General features: G+C 54.8%; 21 protein-coding genes. 14 read left to right on the top strand and 7 right to left on the bottom strand.

Annotated elements, in window-relative coordinates; translation table 11 throughout:
- Positions 1 to 144: 144 nt before the first annotated feature.
- From I4V53_RS02480 to I4V53_RS02460, 5 genes are all read left to right on the top strand, one after another.
- Positions 145 to 2,577: a SpoIIE family protein phosphatase gene (locus I4V53_RS02480; protein WP_286167000.1), complete on the top strand. Its 2,433-nt coding sequence runs from the start codon at positions 145 to 147 to the stop codon at positions 2,575 to 2,577.
- Positions 2,578 to 2,780: 203 nt separating this feature from the next.
- The gene (locus I4V53_RS02475; RefSeq protein ID WP_195983805.1) at positions 2,781 to 3,341 is read left to right on the top strand and encodes a DUF3795 domain-containing protein; all 561 of its coding nucleotides are present in this window, start codon (positions 2,781 to 2,783) and stop codon (positions 3,339 to 3,341) included.
- 207 nt (positions 3,342 to 3,548) lie between these two features.
- Positions 3,549 to 4,049: an RNA polymerase sigma factor gene (locus tag I4V53_RS02470; protein WP_195983804.1), complete on the top strand. Its 501-nt coding sequence runs from the start codon at positions 3,549 to 3,551 to the stop codon at positions 4,047 to 4,049.
- On the top strand, positions 4,046 to 4,945 hold the full coding sequence (locus I4V53_RS02465) for an RsiV family protein (RefSeq protein ID WP_286166999.1): 900 nt from the start codon (positions 4,046 to 4,048) through the stop codon (positions 4,943 to 4,945). Before I4V53_RS02470 ends, I4V53_RS02465 begins: the two co-directional genes overlap by 4 nt.
- Positions 4,946 to 5,082: 137 nt before the next feature.
- On the top strand, positions 5,083 to 7,251 hold the full coding sequence (locus I4V53_RS02460) for a P-type ATPase actuator domain-containing protein (protein ID WP_195983803.1): 2,169 nt from the start codon (positions 5,083 to 5,085) through the stop codon (positions 7,249 to 7,251).
- Positions 7,252 to 7,284: 33 nt separating this feature from the next.
- Here the strand turns inward: I4V53_RS02460 and I4V53_RS02455 are convergent, their stop codons facing one another.
- On the bottom strand, positions 7,285 to 7,509 hold the full coding sequence (locus I4V53_RS02455; RefSeq protein ID WP_050697246.1) for a heavy-metal-associated domain-containing protein: 225 nt from the start codon (positions 7,507 to 7,509) through the stop codon (positions 7,285 to 7,287).
- Positions 7,510 to 7,956: 447 nt separating this feature from the next.
- Between I4V53_RS02455 and I4V53_RS02450 the strand changes: the two genes are divergently transcribed.
- The gene (locus I4V53_RS02450; RefSeq protein ID WP_195983802.1) at positions 7,957 to 9,090 is read left to right on the top strand and encodes an LCP family protein; all 1,134 of its coding nucleotides are present in this window, start codon (positions 7,957 to 7,959) and stop codon (positions 9,088 to 9,090) included.
- A gap of 59 nt (positions 9,091 to 9,149) precedes the next feature.
- On the opposite strand, the gene I4V53_RS02445 is transcribed toward I4V53_RS02450, so the two are convergent.
- Complete coding sequence (locus I4V53_RS02445; RefSeq protein WP_195983801.1) at positions 9,150 to 9,680, bottom strand: helix-turn-helix domain-containing protein; 531 nt, start codon at positions 9,678 to 9,680, stop codon at positions 9,150 to 9,152.
- Positions 9,681 to 10,184: 504 nt separating this feature from the next.
- On the opposite strand from I4V53_RS02445, the gene I4V53_RS02440 reads away from it, so the two are divergent.
- Positions 10,185 to 10,532 carry a MazG nucleotide pyrophosphohydrolase domain-containing protein gene (locus I4V53_RS02440; protein WP_195983800.1) on the top strand — a complete coding sequence of 116 codons (348 nt, stop codon included), beginning with the start codon at positions 10,185 to 10,187 and terminating at the stop codon, positions 10,530 to 10,532.
- A 457-nt stretch (positions 10,533 to 10,989) separates the two neighbouring features.
- Here I4V53_RS02440 and I4V53_RS02435 read toward each other — a convergent pair whose 3' ends face one another.
- A complete protein-coding gene (locus I4V53_RS02435; protein ID WP_195983799.1) occupies positions 10,990 to 11,439 on the bottom strand; it encodes a GNAT family N-acetyltransferase in 450 nt (149 codons plus the stop codon).
- A gap of 1 nt (position 11,440) precedes the next feature.
- A complete protein-coding gene (locus tag I4V53_RS02430; RefSeq protein ID WP_195983798.1) occupies positions 11,441 to 11,962 on the bottom strand; it encodes a glutathione reductase in 522 nt (173 codons plus the stop codon).
- A 331-nt stretch (positions 11,963 to 12,293) separates the two neighbouring features.
- On the opposite strand from I4V53_RS02430, the gene I4V53_RS02425 reads away from it, so the two are divergent.
- The 6 genes from I4V53_RS02425 to I4V53_RS02400 all read left to right on the top strand — a co-directional run bounded on the left by I4V53_RS02425 (position 12,294) and on the right by I4V53_RS02400 (position 19,651).
- Complete coding sequence (locus tag I4V53_RS02425; RefSeq protein ID WP_195983797.1) at positions 12,294 to 16,049, top strand: phosphoribosylformylglycinamidine synthase; 3,756 nt, start codon at positions 12,294 to 12,296, stop codon at positions 16,047 to 16,049.
- A 106-nt stretch (positions 16,050 to 16,155) separates the two neighbouring features.
- Complete coding sequence (gene alr, locus I4V53_RS02420) at positions 16,156 to 17,352, top strand: alanine racemase (RefSeq protein ID WP_195983796.1); 1,197 nt, start codon at positions 16,156 to 16,158, stop codon at positions 17,350 to 17,352.
- A gap of 55 nt (positions 17,353 to 17,407) precedes the next feature.
- Positions 17,408 to 17,899 carry a GNAT family N-acetyltransferase gene (locus I4V53_RS02415; RefSeq protein ID WP_195983795.1) on the top strand — a complete coding sequence of 164 codons (492 nt, stop codon included), beginning with the start codon at positions 17,408 to 17,410 and terminating at the stop codon, positions 17,897 to 17,899.
- Between the two features lie 67 nt (positions 17,900 to 17,966).
- On the top strand, positions 17,967 to 18,500 hold the full coding sequence (locus I4V53_RS02410) for a GNAT family N-acetyltransferase (protein WP_195983794.1): 534 nt from the start codon (positions 17,967 to 17,969) through the stop codon (positions 18,498 to 18,500).
- Positions 18,501 to 18,825: 325 nt separating this feature from the next.
- The gene (locus I4V53_RS02405) at positions 18,826 to 19,326 is read left to right on the top strand and encodes a DUF6530 family protein (protein ID WP_195983793.1); all 501 of its coding nucleotides are present in this window, start codon (positions 18,826 to 18,828) and stop codon (positions 19,324 to 19,326) included.
- Complete coding sequence (locus I4V53_RS02400) at positions 19,310 to 19,651, top strand: GIY-YIG nuclease family protein (RefSeq protein WP_195983792.1); 342 nt, start codon at positions 19,310 to 19,312, stop codon at positions 19,649 to 19,651. The genes I4V53_RS02405 and I4V53_RS02400 overlap by 17 nt, the downstream gene beginning before the upstream one ends.
- Before the next feature lie 224 nt (positions 19,652 to 19,875).
- Here I4V53_RS02400 and I4V53_RS02395 read toward each other — a convergent pair whose 3' ends face one another.
- From I4V53_RS02395 to I4V53_RS02385, 3 genes are all read right to left on the bottom strand, one after another.
- Positions 19,876 to 20,571 carry a hypothetical protein gene (locus I4V53_RS02395; RefSeq protein WP_195983791.1) on the bottom strand — a complete coding sequence of 232 codons (696 nt, stop codon included), beginning with the start codon at positions 20,569 to 20,571 and terminating at the stop codon, positions 19,876 to 19,878.
- 336 nt (positions 20,572 to 20,907) lie between these two features.
- The gene (locus I4V53_RS02390; protein ID WP_195983790.1) at positions 20,908 to 21,708 is read right to left on the bottom strand and encodes a putative ABC transporter permease; all 801 of its coding nucleotides are present in this window, start codon (positions 21,706 to 21,708) and stop codon (positions 20,908 to 20,910) included.
- 58 nt (positions 21,709 to 21,766) lie between these two features.
- A complete protein-coding gene (locus tag I4V53_RS02385; RefSeq protein WP_195983789.1) occupies positions 21,767 to 23,125 on the bottom strand; it encodes an oligosaccharide flippase family protein in 1,359 nt (452 codons plus the stop codon).
- A gap of 78 nt (positions 23,126 to 23,203) precedes the next feature.
- On the opposite strand from I4V53_RS02385, the gene prmA reads away from it, so the two are divergent.
- Entirely contained in the window at positions 23,204 to 24,136 is a 933-nt protein-coding gene (gene prmA, locus I4V53_RS02380; RefSeq protein ID WP_195983788.1) for a 50S ribosomal protein L11 methyltransferase, read from the top strand.
- The last annotated feature ends 4 nt before the right edge of the window (positions 24,137 to 24,140 follow it).

The following is a 24,140-nucleotide window of genomic DNA, read 5'->3' as shown; positions in this document are numbered from 1 at the left end:
TACTGCTCTCCGACGGGAAAGCGCAGAATATTACACTACGTTGTGACAAAACATTCCATATACTTATTGTATAATGTTCGCAATGACCCCGAAAAATGTACAAGCAGTATGGCGGGAGACCCTGACAAAAGGAGAGCGGTAACCATGATAAGAGAAAAAGCGGCGGCACAGGTCCCGGAGGGCGCGGGGGGACAGCCGCCGGTCTCCGCGCCCAACCGGCGGGCGGAACTGGAAAACTGGATGGCGGTCCTGCTGCCGACGGCCAAAGCCGTGGGACGGCAGCTGATCTTTTTTGCAATCGGCCTGCTCAGCGCGCGCGGCGTCGTATTCGGAAAATACGCGCCTTTTGGCGTGGCGGCGGTGGCGGCGGCGCCGTACCACAGCATGTGGAGCACCGTGCTGGGCTGTGCGATCGGGTATCTGCTTCCCTCTTCCGTGGGGATTCCCATTCACTATTTGGCGGCCATCCTTGCCGCAGCCGCGATCCGCTGGACCATGAACGATCTGGTCCGGATCCGTCAGCATCCGGTTTTTGCACCGCTGACGGCCTTTTTGCCGACCTTCTGTACCGGCATGGCGCTGGCGATGGTCAACGGCTCCACCTCAATGGCAACCGCAATGTATTTAGCGGAATCCCTGCTGGCGGGCGGTGCGGCCTATTTTATGTCGCATGCCGCTTCGGCGCTCGGTTCCCGCCGCGGGATTTCGGGGCTGAGCGGGCAGGAGGTCGCCTGCGCACTGCTCTCGATGGGCGTGCTGCTGCTGGCGCTTTCTGATTTGACGCTGGGCGGGATTTCCGCAGGACATATCATTGCGGTGGTGGGGATTCTGTTTGCCGCCAAATACGGCGGCGTAGCGGGCGGCGGCATCTCCGGCATCGCGGTGGGGACGCTGTTCAGCCTTTCCACCTCCGGACTGAATTACCTTTCCGGCGCGTATGCGCTGGGCGGCCTGATGGCGGGCGTGTTCTCGCCGGTGGGGCGGCTGGCCTCCGCGGTCGCCTTTGTCATTGCCAACGGCGTCGCTTCCCTGCAGGTGGGCAACCAGGCGGCGGTGGTCAACGGGCTGTATGAGGTTATGGCGGCATCCATTCTCTTTATGGTTTTACCCAAGGATGCGGGGAACCGTCTGGTGGGCATGCTTTCCAGCGGGGACGACCGTCCCAGGACGGACGGCCTGCGCCGCTCCGTCATTATGAAGCTCGACTATGCGGCCAAAGCGCTCAGTGGCGTTTCCGAATCCGTGGAGGAGGTCAGCCGCAAGCTCTGCGCCACCTGTGCGCCGGACATTAACGGCGTGTACAAGCGTGCCATCGACGAAACCTGTATGGGCTGCGGCCTGAAGGTGTACTGCTGGGAGCGCAATTACAGCGACAGCATGAACGCTTTTAACGACCTGACTTTGAAACTGCGCAAACGCAGCCGGATCGACCGCACCGACTTCTGCCCGCAGTTCGCCACGCATTGCAGCCGTCTGGGAGAAATCGTGGACAGCGTAAATAAAAATTACGCGGAATTCAGTATGCGGGAGGCTGTGGAGGGCCGTCTGGCGCAGGTGCGCAGCATGGTGGCAACGCAGTTTACCACCACCAGCCGCATGCTGGAGGATATGGCGGGCGAGATGGAGTTATTTGAACGGTTTGACTTTGCCGCGGCCCAGCGGGTGGCGGAGGTTTTGCGCACGGCGGGCGTCACGCCGATCGAAGTGAGCTGCCGGGTGGATCAGTTCAACCGCATGTCCATTGAGGTCGAAGCCATGCAGGTGGAGCGGCTGCGGATGAACCGCGGCGCTCTGATGAAGGAAATTTCCCGCGCGTGCGGAAAATTGTTTGAGACGCCCTGCATCAGCACGGCGCAGGGAAAGTGCCGCATGCAGATGAGCGAGCGGCCCATATACCGGGTACAGACCGGCTGCGCCCAGCATGTCTGCGGCAACGGCCAGCTCTGCGGAGACAGCTATTCGCTGTTCAACGACGGCTGCGGACGGCAGGTGGCGATCATCAGCGACGGTATGGGTTCGGGCGGCAGAGCCGCGGTGGACGGCGCAATGGCGAGCGGCATCCTCTCCCAGTTGATTAAAGCGGGCATCGGCTTTGATACCTCGCTGAAAATCGTCAATTCCGCACTGGTGGTCAAAAGTGGGGACGAGTCCCTGGCGACGGTGGACATGGCGGTTCTCGATCTGTTCAGCGGCAGTCTGGAGGTGCGCAAAGCGGGCGCGCCGATTACCATTCTGCGCAGGAACGGGCAGGCCAAGCGCGTGGACGCGCCCTCTCTGCCGGTTGGCATCCTCAACGAAACCCGGTTTGCCAAGGCCAATGAAAGTCTGGAAGAGGGCGACCTGCTCGTCATGATGAGCGACGGCGCGCTCGCAGCGGGCGACGAGTGGATCTGCGCAGCGGTCGAGCAGTGGCAGGGACAGGATGCGCAGGATTTGGCGGATGAGCTGGTGGAAAGCGCGGTTGCCAGAAGGTCCGACGGCCATGACGACGACATCACGGTTGTGGTGATGCGGATGACGGTTCCCAAACAGATTCCCAAAAAGGAAGAGAATGAGGAACCGGAAGAGGTTGCATAAAAGAGTATACTATTTGTATAATACAAGAGAGTTTGCCTCCTGGTAAAATGAATAGATGAAGAGAACCCCCGGATGCGGCAGTCCGGGGGTTTTCTTCGCGTGGAGCGGTCTTTGACAGTTGACAATATATGGTTTGTCTTGACAGTGTAAATATTCGGCTTTAGAGTATAAACAAAAACTGCTTTTGGAATGAGGGGGAAGAAATGAAAAACTATCAAAGACAGCATCCCTGTTTTGCGCTTTGCGGCCTGAACTGCGGCCTGTGTCCCATCCACCATATGAAGAACGGGTGTCCCGGATGCGGCGGCGGGGAGGGGCACCAGAAATGTGCCATTGTCACTTGCAGCCTACAGCATGGCGGCGTGGAATTCTGCTTTCAATGCGAGCAATACCCCTGCGAAAAATACCGGAGCTTTGCAGAATATGACAGCTTTTTAACACATCAAACACAGAAACAGGACTTTGAACGGGTGAGGGAAACCGGTTTGGATGCGTACTTGGATGAGCTGCATGAAAAAACGCAGATATTGGAACGTCTGCTGGCCCAGTACAACGACGGAAGGCGCAAGAGCTTTTTCTGCCTGGCGGTCAATCTTCTGCCGCTGCGGGATGTGCGGGCCGTCATGGAACAAATCCAGGAGCAGGAGACGGATGCGATGGAGATAAAGGAAGGATCCGCCCTTGCGGTCTGTTTGTTTCAGGCTATGGCCGCGGAACGCGGCGTGCTCTTAAAATTAAAGAAAAAACCAAAAGAGAAAAGATAAAATCCTCATGCTTTTTATCCTGATTATCATAAGAAAAGCTGGATTTCCCCGGTTTCTGAGCGCTTTTCGATTCACCTGGCAGAAACGGATTTTTTGTTACATTTAAAAGTGAAACATCTGACAATTTTTTAATGTAATAAAAAAGTGTCAGACTTACGATACAGGTCAATCGTCTAAATGGTAAAGTGGAATGAGAGTAGGGATGACATGGAACTGCGTGAAGAACTGGTGGCGTTCATCACAGAAAACCAGGAAAAGTTTTACCGCCTGGCGTTCAGCTATGTGCACAGCAAGGACGGCGCGCTGGATGCAATCCAGAATGCGATCGTCCGGGCGCTTCAGCACTATCAGGATCTGCGGAACGAGGCGTATCTGAAAACCTGGTTTTATCGGATTCTGGTGAACGAATGCTGTACCTATCTGCGCAAAAGCGGGCGGGAACGTCTGTATGAACCGGAAGTGCTGCAATGGAAACAGGACAGGCAGCAGGAGCAAACGGATCCGGAATGGGAATCGGATTTGGAAGTTTATGAACGGGTGATTGAATTGCCGGAAGGAAAGCGGACGGTCGTGCTGCTGCGGTTTTACGAGGGACTCTCTCTGCAGGAGATTTCCAAGGTGACCAATTTGTCGCTCAGTACAGTCAAATACCGGCTTTACGCCGCCCTGAAACAACTGAAGAGAAGTCTGACGGAGGTATCACAATGAATCTGGAACAGAAGGTGCTTCATTCCCAAAGGGTCTATAGCGGGATCGAAATTCCAATGGAGCTGGGCATGGTAGTAGCGGGCGCGATCCGAAGCGTGCCAAAGAATGTCACGGCGCTGCCGGTGAAAACCAAGAAAACGCAATGGCGCAAAGCTGTTGCAGCTGTCGCCGTGGTGCTGCTCTGCTTTACCGCGGGATTGAATGCCAGCGAGGCGTTTGCGGAGGCGGTCAGTAAGGTTCCGGTTTTGGGCGATCTTTCCCGGGTGCTCACTTTCCGGGAATATCGCTGGAAGGACAATGACAAATCCATGCACATCGCCGTACCGCAAATTCAGACGGAGGAGGGGGAGTCCTCCGCACTGGTGGGGGACGTCAACGCGGAAATCGAACGGATTGTAGAGGCGTATGAAGAGGAAGCTGAGCAGCACATCGCAGAGTATAAAGAGGCGTTTCTCGCGACGGGAGGCACAGAAGAGGAATTTGCAGAGAAAAATATCAAGGTAAACGTAGATTATTCGGTCAGATATGAGTCGCAGGACTGTCTTTCCCTGGTTTTATCCGCAGATGAAGACTGGTCCGGGGCCTATGGCGTACAGTATTACTACAATCTGGATCTGAAAGAGGGGCGGAAGCTGACGCTGCGCGACCTGTTGGGCGACGACTATGTTCAGATTGCAAATGCCGAGATTAAGAGGCAGATGCAGGCGCGTTTGACGGCAGACCCGGAGTTAACGTATTTTGACGGCAGCAACGGCATGCAGGGATTTACCACGGTGGATGAATACACAAATTTTTATATCAGTCAAAAGGGCAACCCTGTGGTGGTGTTTGAAAAGTATGCGATCGCCCCCGGCGCGTTCGGCGCACAGGAATTTGAAATACCGGTACAACCATAAAAGAGTTCCATCAAAAAAGATTACCGTGTTTGATACGCGGTAATCTTTTTTCTTTTGGAACAGGACAGGAAGTGTCTGCATATACTGCATTGTTCTGGTATAGAGGGGAATTCATTTGATAAGAGGGAGGGCGAACGATGATGACGAACCGGGAGAACCGACCGTATGGCCTGACAGCGGAGCAGGTCCGCATCCGGCAGACGCTGCACGGGAAAAACGATTGGGACCGCGTACATAAAAACGGGGTGCTTTACCGGATCTGGCGCAGGCTCCGGACGCCCGGCCCCCTGCTTTTGCTCCTGACATCATGCGTGTTGCTGCTGTTGGAGCAGTTGACTGGAGCGGCGGTCCTGTTTGCTGCTTCTGTTTTATATGTTTGTACCGTGCCGCTTCTGGAATGGGGAGCGTCGCGCACCGCGGCCCTGTGGGAAAGCGCGCATGCACCGGCAGTCCCTGTGATCCGGGAAGGGAAGGAACAGCGCGTGATGCAGACGGATCTGGTGCCCGGGGATCTGATCCTTCTCTGCGAGGGCATGACTGTACCCGCAGACGGCATCCTGCTGCGCGCGGACGGGCTTTCTGTGGACGAATCCAGCCTGCCCTGGGAAAACACAGACGTGAAAAAAGCCGTTTCGTCTGATGAAACATCCGGGGACTGCTGCTATGCGGGCAGCCAGATCCTGAAGGGACGCGGTCTGCTGCGTGTGGAACAGACCGGCGTGGAAACGGTGTATGCGCAAAGCCTGCATCTGCCGGCTCCCACCGCCATGCAGAAGAGAGACGGCGCGGTCTTGCGTTTCTGTCTGGGGATTGCCGCTGTTTCGTTCCTGCTGGCCTTTGCGCTGGCGTTCTGGAAGCTGGCAGGGACGGAAACCCGTTTGCTCAGCGCGGCAGCATACGGACTGACCGCTGCGCTCGCCGCTTTGCCGGTGGAACTGCCTCTGGTGCATACGGCGATTTTTTTCCTCCACGCGGAGCGTCTGCGGCAGAATCAAATGCCTGTGAGGAACCTGGCGGCGGTGGAAAAGCTGGGGGAAGTTACAGCGCTTTGCGTCGACCAGACCGGCTGCCCTTTTGCAGACCGCACGGCGGTGCGCGCGTTGTGGGCGTTGGACGGCGACACACAGAATCTGTATGAACTGTTAAAGGAAGAGGGCGAAGCGGCTCTGTCCTGTGTTTTCCCGAATGGCTGTAAGCTTTCCGGGCAGGTCAAACAATTGAACGGCCGTGATACGGTGGTATTTTCAGGGACGGCGGCAGAGCTGCTGCCGTATTGCTCTTTGACGGATACGGAACAGGAGGCGGTCCGGCAGCGGGAAACAGAGCTGAAAAAGCGCGGTTTGCAGGTTGCCGCTTATGCCGCTGCGGATGGGAAAGATGCTGTCGGACAGTTCCCGCTGCACCTGATCGGGCTCATTGCATATGCATCGATGCAGGGCTATTCGGAGCAGGAATTTACGGCGTGCAGGCTGGCGGGGCTCCATACGATCCGCCTGCAGGAGGCGTCAGGCTCCGGAGAACCGGAGCACGGCGCATTCTATTGCGCCAGCTTCTGCGAAAAGCGGAAAGTGGTTGAAGCGCTGAAAGCGGGCGGAGAAAGCCCCGCCGCGGTGGGATACAGTGCCGCCGCGTTAAAAAACGCCGATCTGCGGGTGGCGGTCGCCGGGCAGGGAAGCGGAGATTTGTGGAATGGAACGGACATTGTGCTGCTGGGCGGAAAGCTTTCCGCATTTGCGGACGCCGTGCAGGAGGGCAGGCGTGCCTGCCGGGCTGTCCGACAGGCGGATGGATTGCTGGGAGCGATCCATCTCCCGCTGGTTCTTTCGGCGGTCCTGTTTCCTTTGTTCGGTGCGTTCCTGCTGCCGCTTCTGTATGTGGTGCTGCTGGCGTTTATCGCCGGTGCGGCGTGTCTGCTGGCCTCTGTGTCCCGAACACAGCGGCCGAGTAAAAAAGGCTGGGTCCTGCGGGGCGTTTCACTCTGGCTGGCCTGCTTCGGTTCTTTCCTTGCGGTGCTTTGGCAGAATCCGGGCAGCCTTTTGCCGGCGCTCAGCACCTGGTTTGCAGCGCTGCTCTTTGCGATTCTGTTCCTTTCGCTGTCCGGGGGAGCGGCTGGAACGGGCGTGTGGGTGACGGTTCTGGCAACGGTTCTTGCGCTGGCGTTCTTCCTCTGCACGCCGCTCTGCCAGGTGTTTTGGCTGGCGCCGTTGTATGACAGCCAGCTGCTTTTGGCCCTGCTTGCCGCAGGGGTTGCGGTATTCTGGCAGGATTGGGCGGGAGGAACAAAAAACGGCGGGAAGTGGAGCTGAAGCTCCGCTTTCCCGCCGTTTTGTTATGCTGCGTCAGTCGCCCAACTGGTATCCGGCTTCGCTCACCACATTGGAAATTCCGGAAAGGTCGATCTTCGACTCATCGTAGGTAACTTCCGCCGCTTTGTTTGCAAAACTCACCTTGGCTTTTTTTACACCGTCGGCCGCCAGGAGCGCACGCTCCAGATTTGCCGCGCAGTGCTCGCAATGCATGCCTAAAATGGACAATGTGACGTCTTTTTTTGTTTTACCAAACATAAAAACCCTTCCTTTCAATCACGCATGGGCGCTGGAGTCTCTTTATTTACAGAAATGCCATAGCCAACGCGGAACCGGCAATGAGCAGCGCGCAAAAAGCTGCCAGGATTCGGATCATCCATTTGCGTAGGTCCGCACGGGCCATGCGCTTTTTCTTTGTCTGCATGTAAACTCCTCCAGCCTATTTTAATGGAATTTGTTTGATTTTTCAATAGGTGCGCTCTGGATTCCTATTATAGTACCTTTATGCCCGGGAATTGTTACAATATTCTTAATTCTTATGTTTGCAGGCTGCTGTGGAAGTTGACAGAAACCCACCTGTGCAATACAATAGAAATTATTCGCAAAAGAAGATGCAAGATTTTTACGTTCTAAGTTGTATTGTCTTTGAAGCGTGAGAATATAAGGAAGAATGAAAAAGCTCTTTGATGGCTTAGGAGTGAAAAAATGAGCAACAGAAATGTTCCCCCGCGCGGCTCCCGCGACATTTACAGCAGCAGCAAACGCCCCCGCTCCAATCAGGGGGAGATCGACCGCTACAATTATGTGGATCGGGATATTTACAGCAGCAGCAACAAACGCGCCGCTGTGCAGAGCGCGCAGAAACGGAAAAAAAGCCGGCGCGGAAAAAAGAAGCGCGGCGGCGCCAGAATTCTGACGGCGTTCGTCTGTGTCCTGCTGGTGATGGTGCTGGGCGCCGCCGCCTATGCCGGCGTGATGATGAGCCGCCTGAGCCGCCCTGAAATCGATACCTCCCAGTATGAGGAGCAGCCGGAGGCCGCGCCCTCCTGGGACGTCATCTCCAAGAACGGCGTGACGAATATCCTGCTGATCGGCGCGGACAACGGGGACGACGGCAACAGCCACCGTTCCGACACCACGATGCTGGTATCCATCGACAATGAGACGAAGAAAATTCGTCTGGTGTCCTTTTTACGCGACCTCTATCTGGAAATCCCGACAGTCGGCAAGACGAAACTGAACGCCGCTTATGCCCACGGCGGCCCGGCGCTGACGATGCAGACGATTGAAAACAATTTCCGCGTCAACATTGATAAATATGTGTCGGTCGATTTTGACAATTTTGAGGCGATCATCGATAAGATGGGCGGCATTGACATCGATATGTCGGACAAGGTGGCCAAAGAAGAAAACAAAAACATGGGCAGCAACCTGCACGAGGGCGTCAACCATCTGGATGGACGCCTTGCCCTCTACTACGCGCGGATCCGCGCGACGGACAGCGACTTTGGGCGCACCGGACGGCAGCGCCAGGTGGTTGAGGCAATGATAACCCGCATGAGGGAGCTGAACCCTGTGGAGTTCAGCAAGCTGATCTACGACTATCTGCCCTATGTGGAAACCAATCTGAGCGATGGCGACCTGCTTGCGCTGGCGGCTTTGGCGCCCGCCGCGATGGGGTTTGAGATGGAAACCATGGCAGTGCCGAATCCCGATACCTATGAAGACCAGACCATCAAGGGCAGCGGTATGGTGTTGGTGCCGGATCTGCCGGAAAACTGCGCGCTGCTGCGCGAGTTCCTGTATGGGAAAGACGGTATGCCGGATTCCAACGAATAAAACAAAGACAGGCTCCCGGTGCACATGATCGCGCCGGGAGCCTGTTTGGTTCTGGTATGCTATGCTCTTTTATGGAACAGCTTAAACAGGAAAAATCCGGAACACACCGTCAGGATGCAGCCGGTGCCGATGATCGGCAATTGCAGGCGCGCGACGTCCGCATGGACATAGAACCAGCCGCCGTCGTTGTATATGGGAGAGGTGCTCAAAAAGATTCCCAACCCGTTGGAGCCGCAGATCATGCTGAGGCCCAGCAGGAGTACCAGCAGCCAGCAAACCAATTGGATATTGCGGTTTCGTTTTTCCCGTTCCACCTCCACCAGGCGGAAGGAATCCTGCACAGCCCGTACCGCCTGCGCCTGTGGAATTACCGGCGCCATGCTGTGTTCCCCCTGCATCAGCTCCAGAACGCTGACATTCAGTATTTCCGCCAGCGGCTCCAGCAGTTTTATATCGGGAAAACCGGCGCCCCGCTCCCACTTGGAAACGGCTTTGTCGGTCACACCCAGCTTTTGTGCAAGCTCCGCCTGTGTCCAGTGCTTCTCCTTGCGCAATTCAGCCACGAATGCGCCAAATTTTTGATTGTCCATAAGCTCCTCCGTTTGCTGCGATTTTATGTGTGACAGGTGGTTTTCTGTATCCAGCATACCAGCTTTTAGCGTAAATGCCAACCGACAGAAAGTAGAGTTGAGGAACCGGCGGGAGAAATCCCCGCTTTTTGGCTTTGCTGAACCATGTAAAAGGTTTAGATGCATAAATTTGGAAAGGGCAGAGGATTTGCAAAGGCAGAAGACGCATCCGGAGGCATAAAAAATAGCTATGTCATTCCGGTTTCTGAGGGATGTTCCGGTTAACCCGGCAGAAAGGGATTTTTTGTTACATTCAGAGGTGGAAAATTCAACAATTTTCTTGATGTAATAAAAAATAGCATTTAATTTTTGGGTGTCATAAAGCCTTGAACTGTGAAATCTCTTGCAAATACTGACTTTTCAGAGATTAAGGCACTCAAAATAACATTGAAGAATTCATATATTGGGTGCTATGATAGATGGTATACAAATCGACAAAGTAGAATTTGACGGAGGAGTTGCGTTGTGAAAGTTACTATAGAAGAGCTACAGGCATATTTGTTTGACCATTATAGAAATGATGGAATCGACCAAAGCTTGTTTATGAAGCTGGTAGAAGAAATCGGTGAGGTGGCCGAGGTTCTGAACAAAAAGGCTGGAAGAAAATCAACTGGTAAGGAAGATTTGCAGGCGCAACTGGGGAATGAATTGGCCGACGTGATACATTATGCTGTAGCGATTGCTGCATTAAATGGGATTGATATGAATGACAATATCATTAACAAGGATAAAATGGCTTCAATAAAGTATAACCATAAAATAAATTTAGAGCAGTTTATCTTGAATAAGAGAAATGATAAAACGAACCAGTAAATTTCTATTTGCGTAAGGGTTTGAGATATTTCCAACAAGCAAAAATCTCGCTTATTGTTGCAGACAGAAACGGGTGATTTTTACGGAATCAATTTAGGTTTTTGTTTGCAGTGCTTATGGAATCTTAAATGCGCAACATAATAACATTGAACAAGGTAGTCCTCAACTGCCTTTGTGGGTGTGGTAACACGGCCCTGTGCTCATGTGTATCGTCTTATTTGTGGTGCTAAAATGGCAGCTCACGAACAAAATCAACTTATGCGGCAATATGAAAAGATACAAGCAGGAACGGGGAAACCCTTGCAAGAGTTATAAGGCGATTTTCGTTTATCAGGGTCTATACAAAATCGTTTAAACAATGCAAAAAAACAACGCCGGAACGCTGCAAAAGCAGCAGCTGCGGCGTTGTTTTTGTGTCAAATTTAAATTGCGGAAAACAAACGGAGAAAGCCGGAAGTTACAGCCATTGGATAAACGCCGTCTTGTCGTTCCGGTTAAACCCGGCCCTTTCATAAAAGCGCAGGGTGCTTTCCTCCCTGGAACCGGTCAGCAGCATGAGTTTGTAACAGCCGGCCTGCCGCGCCAGTGCTTCTGCGCGCCGCAGGCACAGGGAAGCCAGTCCCCGCCCGCGGTATTCTCCGTGTGTGACGACGTTTTCAATCAACGCGTACGGACGCTGCCCGCGCGTCAGGTTGGGGATCACCACCAGCGTGCAGGAGGAGACGATTCGTCCGTCCAGCCGGACGATCAATATATGATAGGAAGGGTCGGCGCAGATTTGCTCCCACAGCGGGGCGGCCTGCGCATCCGTTCCGGATGGAGCGGAGTCGTGCAGGTGCGTATACAGGTGCAATAAATCGTACAGGTCGCCCGGTCCGGCCTCCTGTACACAGAACGTCTCTTCCATATTACGCCGTCGGGTTCTGCTCGCGCCGCGCTTCCAGCAGGTTCCACACCTCATCCATCGAGAGCGCAAACATTTTGGATTCCGGTGTAACCGGCTGGAAATAGAAGTCCACAACCGGTTTGGTGTATTCCTGTTCCAGTTCCGCCCATGCGGCGGCGGGCAGCAGGCAGAAGGCGAGCGTGTCGCCGCCCAGCGTCTCCATAAACCAGCGCAGCTGGTACTTCGGCGCCAGAATACCGCTCAGCGCGATGAGGGTGGTGTCCCGGTCGGCGTGGGAATCCGCGTAGGGAACCGTCACCTGTTTGTCTCCCATGGTGATGACCATATCAAAGCCGCGCTCCAGGCTGGAATCGCGCACCTGTGCGGAGACGGCGTCCCCGTCTTCCAGGTAGCCGTCTGCATACTGTACGATGGCGTCGTCATAATCGCGCCAGTCCACCCAGAACAGAGAACCGGAATCCTCCCACAGCGCGTCCAGCGTCTGGTCGCAGGGGTTTTTTAAATAAGCTTTCAGCTTTTCCAAGTTGTAGATGCCTCCTTTTTGTGCCGGGAAACGGGTTCCGTCCCCTTAGATATCACGCTGGAAATCTCTGCTATCAGTCTACTGGGTATAGCGGTGTCTGTCAAACCTTTTTTGCGTATTTTTCCGCTCTTTTTATTCGAATATGTACGGGAAACGATTGGTTTTGCATGGTACTTCGTGCTTCCTGACCAATTTATTGGAAGTTTGCGGGCGTATCTCTGTCTCTTTAAAATGGCTGGATACTCTTTATTACAAAGGCAAAATATGCTATGATAGTCGTATCAAAATCTGTCCGCCGCGCAAGGGGCGGCACAGGGAAACGGGGGAGACAATGTCTGACGTCATCAGAGTATTTGTAGAAAAGAAACCCGGCTTCGACGTGGAAGCGCAGCACATGAAGGCTGATCTGGTGGAAAATCTGGGAATGCCGGTCGAAGATTTAAAATTACTGAACCGGTACGACATTTCCGGACTGAGCAAAATGGAATTTGAGGCCGCGCGCGGCACCATCTTCTCGGAGCCGAATGTGGATACCATTTATGATGAGGAATATCCGCTGCCCAAGGGATATTCCGTTTTTGCGATGGAGTACCTGCCCGGCCAGTACGACCAGCGCGCGGATTCCGCCGCGCAGTGCGTGCAGCTGCTTACACAGGGCGAGCGCCCGCAGGTGCTGACCGCCCGTGTAATCGCCCTCAAGGGCAGCCTGGATGCGGACAAGCTGGGCCGGATTCAGAATTATCTGGTCAATCCGGTGGAAAGCCGCCTGGCTTCCCTGGAGAAGCCGGAGTCGCTGGACATGCAGGCGGATGTGCCGCCGGACGTGGCGCGCGTTGAGGGCTTCATCGCCTGGGACAACGAGGAAATGAAAAACTATTACAACAGCATGGGCTTTGCGATGACGCTGGAGGACCTGGTATTCTGCCGCGACTATTTCCGCGATCAGGAAAACCGCGACCCGAGCGTCACGGAACTGCGTGTGATCGATACATACTGGAGCGACCACTGCCGTCATACCACCTTCTCCACACGCCTGGAGAACATTACCATTGCGCAGGGCGCGCTCAGCTCCGCGATTGAAGACGCGCTCAAGGCCTACTATGAAGCCCGCGACGAGGTGTACGGCGAGACGGACCGCCCGGTTTCCCTGATGGATATGGCGGTCATCGGGATGAAGCTGCTGCGCAAGCGCGGCCAGATTCCGGACCTCGACGTCAGCGACGAGATCAACGCCTGCTCCATCGAGGTGCCTGTGACCATCGACGGCAAAGAGGAAACCTGGCTGGTGCAGTTTAAAAACGAGACGCATAACCATCCGACGGAGATTGAGCCGTTCGGCGGCGCGGCCACGTGCCTGGGCGGCGCGATCCGCGACCCGCTTTCCGGCAGGGCGTACGTCTATCAGGCGATGCGCGTGACCGGTTCCGGCAATCCGTGCCTCCCGTTTGAGGAGACGCTGCACGGCAAGCTGCCCACCCGCAAAATTACCACGGGCGCGGCCTCCGGCTACAGCTCTTACGGCAACCAGATCGGCCTGGCGACCGGGCAGGTCACCGAACTGTACGACCCCGGCTATGTGGCGAAGCGCATGGAGATCGGCGCGGTCATCGGCGCTTCCCCGAAGAGCAACGTGGTGCGCGAGGAGCCGAAGGCGGGCGACATCATCGTCCTGCTGGGCGGCAGCACCGGACGCGACGGCATCGGCGGCGCAACCGGTTCCAGCAAGGCTCACACGGAGCAGTCTGTGGAGGTCTGCGGCGCGGAGGTTCAGAAGGGCAACCCGCCCACGGAGCGCAAAATTCAGCGCCTGTTCCGCGACCCGAAGGTTTCCCGGCTGATCAAGCGCTGCAACGACTTCGGCGCGGGCGGCGTGTGCGTCGCCATCGGCGAGCTGGCGGACGGTCTGGAAATTGATTTGAATAAAGTCCCCAAAAAATATGAAGGACTGGACGGCACAGAGCTGGCAATCTCCGAATCCCAGGAGCGCATGGCGGTTGTGCTGGCCCCCGGCGATGTGGACGCGTTCCGCGCCGCCGCCGCAGAGGAAAACCTCAACGCGCAGGTGGTTGCCGTTGTGACCGAGTCTCCCCGTCTCAGGATGGAGTGGCGCGGCGACGTGATCGTCGACATTGCGCGTTCCTTCCTGAATACAAACGGCGTGACCCAGCGCACGGATGTGGAGATCACCGCGCCCAACCCGGATCAAAACTACCGCAAGCTGGTGCCGGACTGCCTGAAGGATAAGCCGCTGGCGCAGGCGTTTGGCGACAACCTTGCCCGTCTGGAGGTCTGCTGCCAGAAGGGCCTGGCGGAGCGCTTTGACGCAAGCATCGGCGCGGCGACCGTGCTGATGCCGTTCGCGGGCAAATACCAGCTCACCCCCGAAGAGGCCATGGTGGCCAAGCTGCCGGTGGGCAGCCGGGAAACGGACGACGCGACCGTGATGAGCTACGGTTACATCCCGGGGATCGCGCGGTTCTCCCCGTTCCACGGCGCGGCCTATGCCGTGGTCGAGAGCCTTTCCAAGCTCTGTGTGGTGGGGGCGGACCCGCTGAAATGCCGTCTGACCTTCCAGGAATATTTTGAACGTCTCCGCAACGATCCCAAGCGCTGGGGCAAACCGGCTGCGGCGCTGCTGGGCGCGCTCTCCGCGCAGCTGGGCATGGGCCTGCCGTCCATCGGCGGCAAGGACAGTATGTCCGGCACGTTTGAGCAGATGGACGTGCCGCCCACGCTGGTCAGTTTTGCGGTCGGCATGACAAAGGCAAGCAAAACCAAATCCGCCGCGTTCCAAAAGGCGGGTTCCCGCGTGGTGCTGGTGCCTCTGCCGGAGGATGCGAAAACCATGCTGCCCAACTGGGAGCGCCTGAAGCGGTACTATACGGTGCTCGGTGAAAAGATCGCCGACGGCAGTATCCTTTCCGCGTCCGTCGTCAAAGAGGGCGGCGCGGCGGCCGCCGTTGCAAAGATGTGCTTTGGCAACGGGATCGGTTTTGACTTTGATATTGAGGACGAGGGCGTTTTATTTGCGCCGCTGTCTGGTTCCATTGTCGCGGAGCTGGCGGACGATGTGCCGATCCGTGACAGCGCCGCGATCCTGCTGGGCGAGACGACCGCCAACCCGGAGGTCATTATTGGCGGAGAACGTCTGCCGCTGAATCAACTGGTCAGCCGTTGGACGGGCACGCTGGAAAAAATCTTCCCGAACGGCGCGCCCGCGGTCGCCGTGACGGAGGAAGTGCCGCTCTGTACGGAGCGCAACACAAAAGCGCCGGCGATCAAGGCAGCCAGGCCGCGCGTGTTCATCCCGGTTTTCCCCGGGACCAACTGCGAGTACGATTCTGCCCGTGCGTTTGAGCGCGCCGGCGCGGAGGCGGAGGTCCTGGTGGTGCGCAACCTCCACTCCTCCGACATTGAGTACACGATCGACCGCATGGAGAAGGCCATCCGCAATGCGCAGATTATCATGCTGCCCGGCGGGTTCTCCGGCGGCGACGAGCCGGACGGCTCCGGCAAGTTCATCGCCACCACGTTCCGCAACCCGAAGATTGCGGACGCGGTCGCGGAGCTGCTGCAGAAGCGCGACGGGTTGATGCTGGGCATCTGCAACGGCTTCCAGGCGCTGATTAAACTGGGCCTGGTGCCGTACGGCGAGATCACGGAGCCGGGCGAGGACGCGCCGACCCTGACGTTCAACACGCTGGGCCGCCACGTATCCCGCATGGTCTACACGCGTGTAACCTCGGTCAAGTCCCCGTGGTTCTCCGGTGTAAACGCGGGCGACGTCTTTACCGTGCCGGTTTCCCACGGCGAGGGCCGCTTTGTGGCCAGCGACGCGGATGTGGCCAGGCTGATCGCGAACGGGCAGGTCGCCACACAGTATGTGGATCTGGAGGGAGATCCCAGCGGCGACATCGCCTGGAACCCGAACGGCTCCGTCTGTGCGATCGAGGGAATCACCAGCCCGGACGGCCGTATTCTCGGCAAGATGGGTCACTCCGAGCGCAGGGGCGAAAATATTTGCCTGAATGTGCCGGGAGAAAAAGATCAGCGTATTTTTGAATCCGGTGTGGCATACTTTAAATAAGGAACCCACTGCCGTATAAAAATCCAGACGCGCCGCCACGCAGGAATGTGCCGCGGCGCGTCCGATTTGAGAGAGAATAGAAAGTTTGGGAGCGTAAAGTAAGAATATGAGCGACTTTTTCAGACGCACCTGGGCGGAAATCGACCTGGATGCCATTGCGCACAATTTCAGAGAGATCAAAAAGCAGCTGAAGCCGGAAACAAAGGTCTGCTGCGTCATCAAGGCGGACGCCTATGGCCACGGCGCGGAGCTTTTGGCGCGCGAATATGAGGAGCTGGGCGCGGACTGGTTCGCCGTCTCCAATCTGGAGGAGGCGATCCAGCTGCGCAATGCGCAGATCGGTCTGCCGATCCTGGTGCTGGGCTATACGCCGCCGGAAATGGCGAAGGAACTGAGCAATATGGATGTGGCGCAGGCCATTTTATCCAGAGAGTACGGGGAGCGCCTCGCCGCCTGCGCACAGGAGGCCGGTGTGACGGTTCGCGCCCACATCAAGGTGGATACCGGCATGAGCCGCATCGGCTTTATGTTCCAGGACCCGTCGCGTGATGCGGGAGCGGTGGAGGAAATTGCCAACGTCTGCGGGCTGGAGGGACTGGAAGCCGAGGGCATCTTTTCCCACTTTGCCGTTGCGGACGAGGGGAACGACGGCTGCGGCTACACGCTGATGCAGCTGGATCTTTTCCGCAAGCTGGTGGACCAGCTCGCCCTGCGCGGCGTCACCTTCCCGCTCAAGCACTGTTCCAATTCCGCCGCCGTGCTGGACTATCCGGACGCGCAGCTGGATATGGTGCGCCCCGGCATCATCCTTTACGGCCTGAACCCCTCGGGACAGGTGAAGAACAAGATCGATTTGCGCCCGGCGATGCAGTTGAAGTCAATCATTTCCATGATTAAAACGGTGGAGCCGCAGACCAGCGTCAGCTATGGACGCCGCTATACGACTAAGAAGCAGACGGTGGTGGCGACCGTGCCGGTCGGCTATGCGGACGGCTATTCCCGCCATCTGTATACCCGCGCCAGCGTACTGATTCGCGGCAAAAAGGCCAAGATCATCGGCCGGGTATGTATGGACCAGCTGATGGTCAACGTTACCGCAATCAAGGACGCGAAAGAAGGCGATGTTGTGACCCTCTTTGGGCGCGACGGCGACGCGGTGATCTCCGTGGATGAATTGGCGGCGTACAATCACACCATCAGTTACGAGCTGGTTTGCCTGCTCAGCAAGCGCGTACCGCGCGTCTATTACCGCAACGGAGAGGCGGTTGCGGAGCTGGATTATCTCTGTTCCAACAATCAATAAGTTTAGGGCGGCCTGTTGGGCCGCCCTTTTTTGCAGAAAAAAGGAGGTATATGGTATGGAAATCCACATCCGGCCCGCCAGGCCCAGCGATCATGAGGCGCTCACCAAAATTTCCTTTGCATCCAAGCGGCATTGGAACGATCCGGAATCGTACTATCGCGTCTGGAAGGAAGAGCTGACGATCACACCCCGCTATATTTTGGAAAACCGCGTCTATGTAGCGGAAGCAGCCGGAAAGCCGGTAGGCTACTTTTCCATTGTGGAGGTAAAGAAGGATTTCCATGCGGGAAAGGTTTTGGTACGCAAGGGGTTTTGGCTGGAGCATCTTTTCCTGCTGCCTGCCTATATGCGGAAGGGGATCGGAACCAGGCTGATGCATTTTGCGGAAACGTATTGCCGGAAGGAGGGGATTCCCAGTCTGTACATTTTCAGCGATCCGCATGCCAACGGATTTTACGATCAAATGGGCGCAGCGTATCTGCGCGAATCCCCTTCCAGTATTGAGGGACGCACCGTTTCCGTGTACGAATACCGGATTGCGCAGTAAAAACAGCGGTTAACTGTGCGTTCAATCGCACCTGCGGCGTCAAATAACGACAGAACAGGAGAAATATATGAATCTGACAGTAGAGCTTGTGAAGGGAAAAAGCAGAAGGAAAGTAAGGGAAATCTATACAGCGTCGTTTTTAAAAGAAGACCGAATGCCCTTTTGGCTGATGCTTGCGCTGGCAAAGACGAAAAACACGGACTTTTTGACCTTTTATGATGGGGATACCCTGTGCGGCTTTGTTTACATGGCCGCGGTGAAAGACCTGGCGTTCGTCATGTTTTTTGCAGTGGATGAAACTCTCCGGTCGAAGGGATATGGCGGTAAAATTCTGAAGGAAGTGCAGTCTATTTATCCCGATCATAAAATCATCATGTCAATCGAGAGATGCGACGAACCTGCGGAAGATTTGGAACAGCGGTTGAGACGTAAAAGATTTTATCTGCGCAACGGATATGCGGAAACCGGCTGTTTTTTGGAAATGAACCATAAGGCACAGGAAATATTGATAAAGAACGGAACGTTTCAAACGGAGGAGTTTCTCTCATTTTTCTTAAAATACAGCAATGGCACTGTAAGGCCAAAAATATGGAAGCGGTAAAGCGATCAAAAGAAGAAAATATGAAATGTCAGGGGATAAACGCAGGAGCCGCCGGCCGGTGAGTGGAGAACGGTTGGAAATGGTGCGCGCTTGTTTTTCATGAAGGATACATACGTGCAAAGCGCGGTGATGGAAGCGTTGTGCAGACGCCAGGCCTGAAAGTAACCGGCTTGTATAGGGATAAAAAACGATATACCGGTTCTAAATGCACAGATCCTTAGTTTGGCGTGTGGATTTTAAAAGATATTTCTTGACAAACAGGTTCAAAAGGCGTAATATCTAGTAAATTAGTAAATTACTAATTTACTAGATAGGAGATGGTAATATGAAAATTCCAACAACATTGAAGCATAAACCGGTCATCGTGTCGGAAAATTACAGCAACATCGACGGCCGCAGCGCTTATGAAACGGATGCGCAGGGACTTTCCCTCGGCCTGGCCCAGTGGAACGACCGCGGAAGGGTGGATATTTCCGCCAAGGTGTGGCGCTATACCGGCGAGAAGTGGTCCCGTCAGTCGGAAGAGCTGCCGATCCACCGGGTGCTGGACCTGGCAATATTGATCTGCCGTTCCAAGCAGTATTTCAATGAGACGGCGTACCGCTATGACAAGATGTACGAGAAGGAAAACCCGAATATTGACCGCATCGGCCTGCAGGGAGATGCGATGACGATTTCCGTTTGTACAGACAACGAGAAGATCGATGAGGACATCAAGCTGTTTGCCGAGGCTTTCAGCCGGGATGACGAGCTGCTCTCCGAGCGGCTGCATCTGCTGGCAAATCTGCTGCGCGAAATGGGGTACGGACATGGAAAAAGAGAATAAGAAAGCGGCAATCAAAGCGTATAAAGAGCGCAGAGCCGTCGGCGGCGTTTACAGTATCACAAATACGCAGACCGGAGAAAAGCACCTCTTTTCCACCCCGGACCTGCGCGGGGCGGAGAACCGTTTCAAGCTCACCGCCCAGACGGGAAGCTGCTGTGTGCTCTCGCTGCAAAAAGAATGGAACGCCTATGGGGCGGGAGCGTTTTGTTTTGAGGTGATGGAATCCCTGGAGCAGGGGGAACTGCAGGAATCCCGGGAGTTTCGTGAAGACGTCAAGGCGCTGCTGGAGCTCTGGCAGACGGAGAAGCTGCAAAATCAAAGTTAAAAGGCCAAAAGCAATCCATATGGCAATAAAACGCCCTGCCGATACCACAATGTTGGGTTTCGGCAGGGCGTTTTTAGTTGTGGTTATTTAATCATTGGTATATCCAACCAAATCTCCGGAGTAGGTAGCTCTGTAACTTAAACTGTATGGTTCAACATAATCAAGGTATACATACCCTTGAAATGTTACTACTTCACTTCCTATAACTAATTTAGTGATAAATATTACGTGGTAACAGCTAACTTACAAATCTCGTCATCTGTTTGGGTGGTATCCGTGGTGAAAGAAAAATTTTGCGTAACCGTAGAACCGTCTATCTTTAAAATTTCAGCCTTTATCGTAAAAGGTTCGACTTCTTGCATTCCATTATCCTGCAATTCGTGAAAATAACGGATAAGGAGATGCGATGGCCGGTTGGGCGATACGGATAGCTTGACCGGCTCAGTCAGCAGCTTTGTAATGGTGGTTTCTCCATCCAGATATGCGCCCGGTTCACTATATTCCGGGAATACCAAATCCTCGTACTGCTTACAACGTTCATTGTCCCAAAGAAGGGCGGAAAATTCAGGATATTTCATGGTAACACGTTCAACCAGATAGGGCTGATGCAACAGATTCCGGGATGCAGGGAGAGATAGAATAACCTGTTCCACCTGCTCGTCCCTGCATTGAAATTGTAAGGATCGAATGGTAATACCATCTAAATAACTGCCGCCGCCATAGACCGGATCGCCAATGGAACAAGTCAGCAGAGAAGCTGATTCCTCCTCTTGCGAAGTTTGAGAAGTATGATCGGAATTGGTCTCCAAGAAAGGAAGTTCCCGAAGCTCTTCCTGTGTTGCGGTGCAAGCACACATCCATGTTGCAAAAATAAGGAATACTGCTAAAAGTTTCACTTTTTGCCGATTAAAAAACTTCATATTGCTATCACCTCAATTACAATGCGGAGATAGAACGATTATCATGTGAAATTCTCTTTCTGCATGGGAATCACCTTCTCGTAAAAATAGACTTTCTTCTATTTGAATATACTTTATACCAATTAAAAAGTCAACCTATATTAGAATATTTTTTTGGAAAAATCAGGTTTTTTATTGCATTAGGAAAATCGCTTAGATTTTCCACCTCTGAACGTAACAAACAGTCCCATTCTGACGGGTTATCCGGGAAGCAGATAAAGACTGGGAAAACCCAGCAATTTTTTTATAAAAAGAGCTGGAAGGTTACTCGAATCTTCCAGCTTTTGTTTGTAAGTATTATTTTTTTCGGTTTTGCATCCGTTCCCGCAGCGCCTGCTGTACATGTGCCAGCGATTCGCTGTGGCGGATGGATTGCATTGTTGGGAAAGCGTTGATCAGACGGCGGTGCAAAAGTTTGCTTTCCTGCTCCAGCGCCTTCTGCCGGCTGCGCAAGGCTTCCAGTCGTGCTTTTGTCTCCTCTTCCAGGCGGGCCTTGGTTTCCAGTACCGTGCGGCGCTTTTCATCCAGGACAGATTCGCCTTTTTCCCGTATTTCATCCAAGATCGTTTGCAGCTCTGCCAGTTTGCCGTTGAGCTGAAGGATGGCGCGCACCGTAACGGCGGTATCGGATAAAAAATAAATGCCCAGTGCAATAGAGAGCGCCAACGACCAGTCGGCGGGGATTTGCGCGAGCAGGCGCAAAATGGACGGGTGTATCCGGTGTGTGACAATAACGCCCATCACGCCGAACAGCAGTGCGTTCCCCAGGCAGACGCGCCCCCGCAGGTTGAAGCGGCGGTGGGAGTAATCCCACCACTTGGTGTGGAACAGCTTTTCCAAAAGAAAACCAGTCAGGTATTCCAGGACGCTGGTCACCGCGACGGACGCCAGGTATAAAACCGCTGTGTTCCCCGCGAATGGCGCCAGCAGCTTTACCACCAGCAGTGCGCCCACCCCGTAAATGGGGCAGAAGGGGCCGTTCAGAAATCCGCGGTTGATAAATGTTCCGGCAAGGACGGAACAATAAATACTTTCACATATCCAGCCGATGAAGCTGTAGATGGTGAACAGGAGGAACAGCTCGGATAAATTGTGCAAAAAAACGCCTCCATATACAAATTTATACACATTATCATAGCTGTATTGGCTTTCTTTGTCAACAAAGCTGCCGGAGCAGCGTCAGTACATAGTAAAGGAGCGCGGCGCTTACGGCAGGTGTGAGAATCCACCCGACAATGTCCACCTCTACGCGGGCAACTTTTAAAAGCCGGCTGATGCTCAGGGACGCGTTGAAGATTTCGCTGAGGAACAGGATGAAGATATACGCTTTGACGCCAAACAGCGGCAGCGCCGTCGCAATCAGAATCACCCGCATGATGGAATCCATAAAATTGTATTTAAAAGAGTACATTTGCTGGTCCAGCCCCTTGAGCATACCGTCCACCACGCTGTCCAGGTACATCAGGGGAATGATGGGCGCCATAATGCGCAGGAACATACCCGCTTCCCGGCTGTTGTAAAAGGCGGTCCCCAGATCTTCCGCGTAGACGATCAACAGGGTTGTGACCAAAAAGGAGAACAGCAGGGTGAACCGAAAGGTGCGCGACGCGGATTCCTCGATGGATTTGTGCTTTCCCTGCGCATTCGCTTCCGCCAGCTCCGGGATCAGCATGGAGGACATGGAGGACAGGAACGAGGAAGGGAAAAACAGGATGGGCATCACCATGCCCTGGATAATGCCGTATTGAGATAAAGCGGAAGAGCTGTCCGCGCCGAAGCGCTTGAGCCCGCGCGGCACCAGCAGGTTTTCCGTGCTGCTCAGAAAACTGCGGATAAATGAGCCGCTGAGGACCGGCATGGCGATGTGCGCAATCTGCCGGTATCCGGCGGACCGGCTGCAATCCGCTGTGGGGCGCTTGCGCGTCATGAGGCGGTATACGAAGAACACCACGGCGCAGGAGGCGACCTCTCCCACAGTGGAAGCCAGCATCAGCGCGCTGAACGGCGTGAAGACAAAAAAGAATGCAACGGTTGCGCCGATGGTTGTAAACTGTTCCAAAAGCTCTGCCAGAGCTGGCACCACGCTGTTGCGGACAGCGAGAAAATAGCCTTTGAGGCAGGCGCAGATCGCCATGAAGGGCAGGCCGGGAGCCAGCAGACGCAGCGGCAGACCGCTTTCAATATTCAGAAACTGCTGTGCAAAGAAATCAGAGCCGATCCAGAGCACGGCTGCCGCCAAAAAACTGACGGACAGAGAAAAGATCAGGCATTTGCGGATGCAGGGCCGCGTGCCGCGGCCTTCCGCCACCATGCGGGTGACCGTCAGTCCGGCCCCGCTGGTGCAGGTGGCGATTGCAAGGGAAAAGATCGAAAAGATCAGCTGGTACAGGCCCATGCCCTCCGTGCCGATTTTTCCGATGATATATACGCGGAACCAGATATTGCAGAACCGCAAAAGGAGCGTGCCCCCCGTCAGGATCGCCGTGTTTGCCAGAAATTCGCCCCGCTTCTTCACTGCATCGCCTCCTTTGCCTGTACATACCATATATATTGGTTTATAATAAAATTTATCATCAAAATTTTGGAGGGCGTTATGGACTGGACAGAAGTGACCGTTTCCGTAGATGCAAAAGAAGTGGACCGCGCGGGGGACATTGCGCAGATGGTGGTGCCGTACGGCATCTATATTGAGGACTATTCCCATTTGGAGGAAGAGGCCTGGGAAATCGCGCACATCGACTTGATCGACGAAGACCTGTTGAAAAAGGACCGCACCAAAGCGCTGGTGCATGTTTACATCAGCCCGGAGGCAAACCCGGCGGAGGCAATCGCTTTCCTGAGTGAGCGATATCATGCGGAAGGCATAGCACATACCATCTCCACCACCGCCTGCGTGGAGGAGGACTGGATCAACAACTGGAAAAAGTACTTTAAGCCGATCCCGGTGGGAGAAAAGCTGCTGATCCGTCCCAACTGGGAAAATGCGTTTGACGCGCAGGGCCGCACCGTGCTGCATCTGGAGCCCGGCCTCGCCTTCGGCACAGGGACGCATGAGACGACGCGTTTGTGCATGGAACTGCTGGAACAGGTGGTCCAGCCCGGAAGCACCGTGCTGGATGTGGGCTGCGGGAGCGGCATCCTCTCCATCGCATCGCTGCTGCTGGGCGCGCAGAGCGCCGTCGGCGTTGATATCGACGAACTGGCGGTCAAGACGGCGGTGCAAAACGCAGAGCTCAACGGCGTTCAGGAAAGATTCACCGGCATCTGCGGCAACCTGACGGACAAGGTCAGCGGGACTTACGACGTGGTGGTGGCCAATATTGTGGCGGATATTATCATCACGTTGACGGAGGATGTGCAGCAGTTTTTGGCGCCGGGCGCCGTTTACCTGATGAGCGGCATCATCGATACGCGCGAACAGGACGTTCTGCGCGCACTGGCGGGTAAATTTGAAATATTTGACCGCCGTGAGGAAAAGGGATGGATCGCGCTCGCGGCAAGGCCGGTTAATCCGCAACCGAAATAGGCAA

This window comes from Clostridium sp. D33t1_170424_F3, assembly GCF_015667585.1.
In the GTDB taxonomy this organism is placed as follows: domain Bacteria; phylum Bacillota; class Clostridia; order Oscillospirales; family Acutalibacteraceae; genus Anaeromassilibacillus.
Note: the sequence above shows the minus strand (reverse complement) of the source record. Positions and strands in the feature narration are given on the sequence as shown.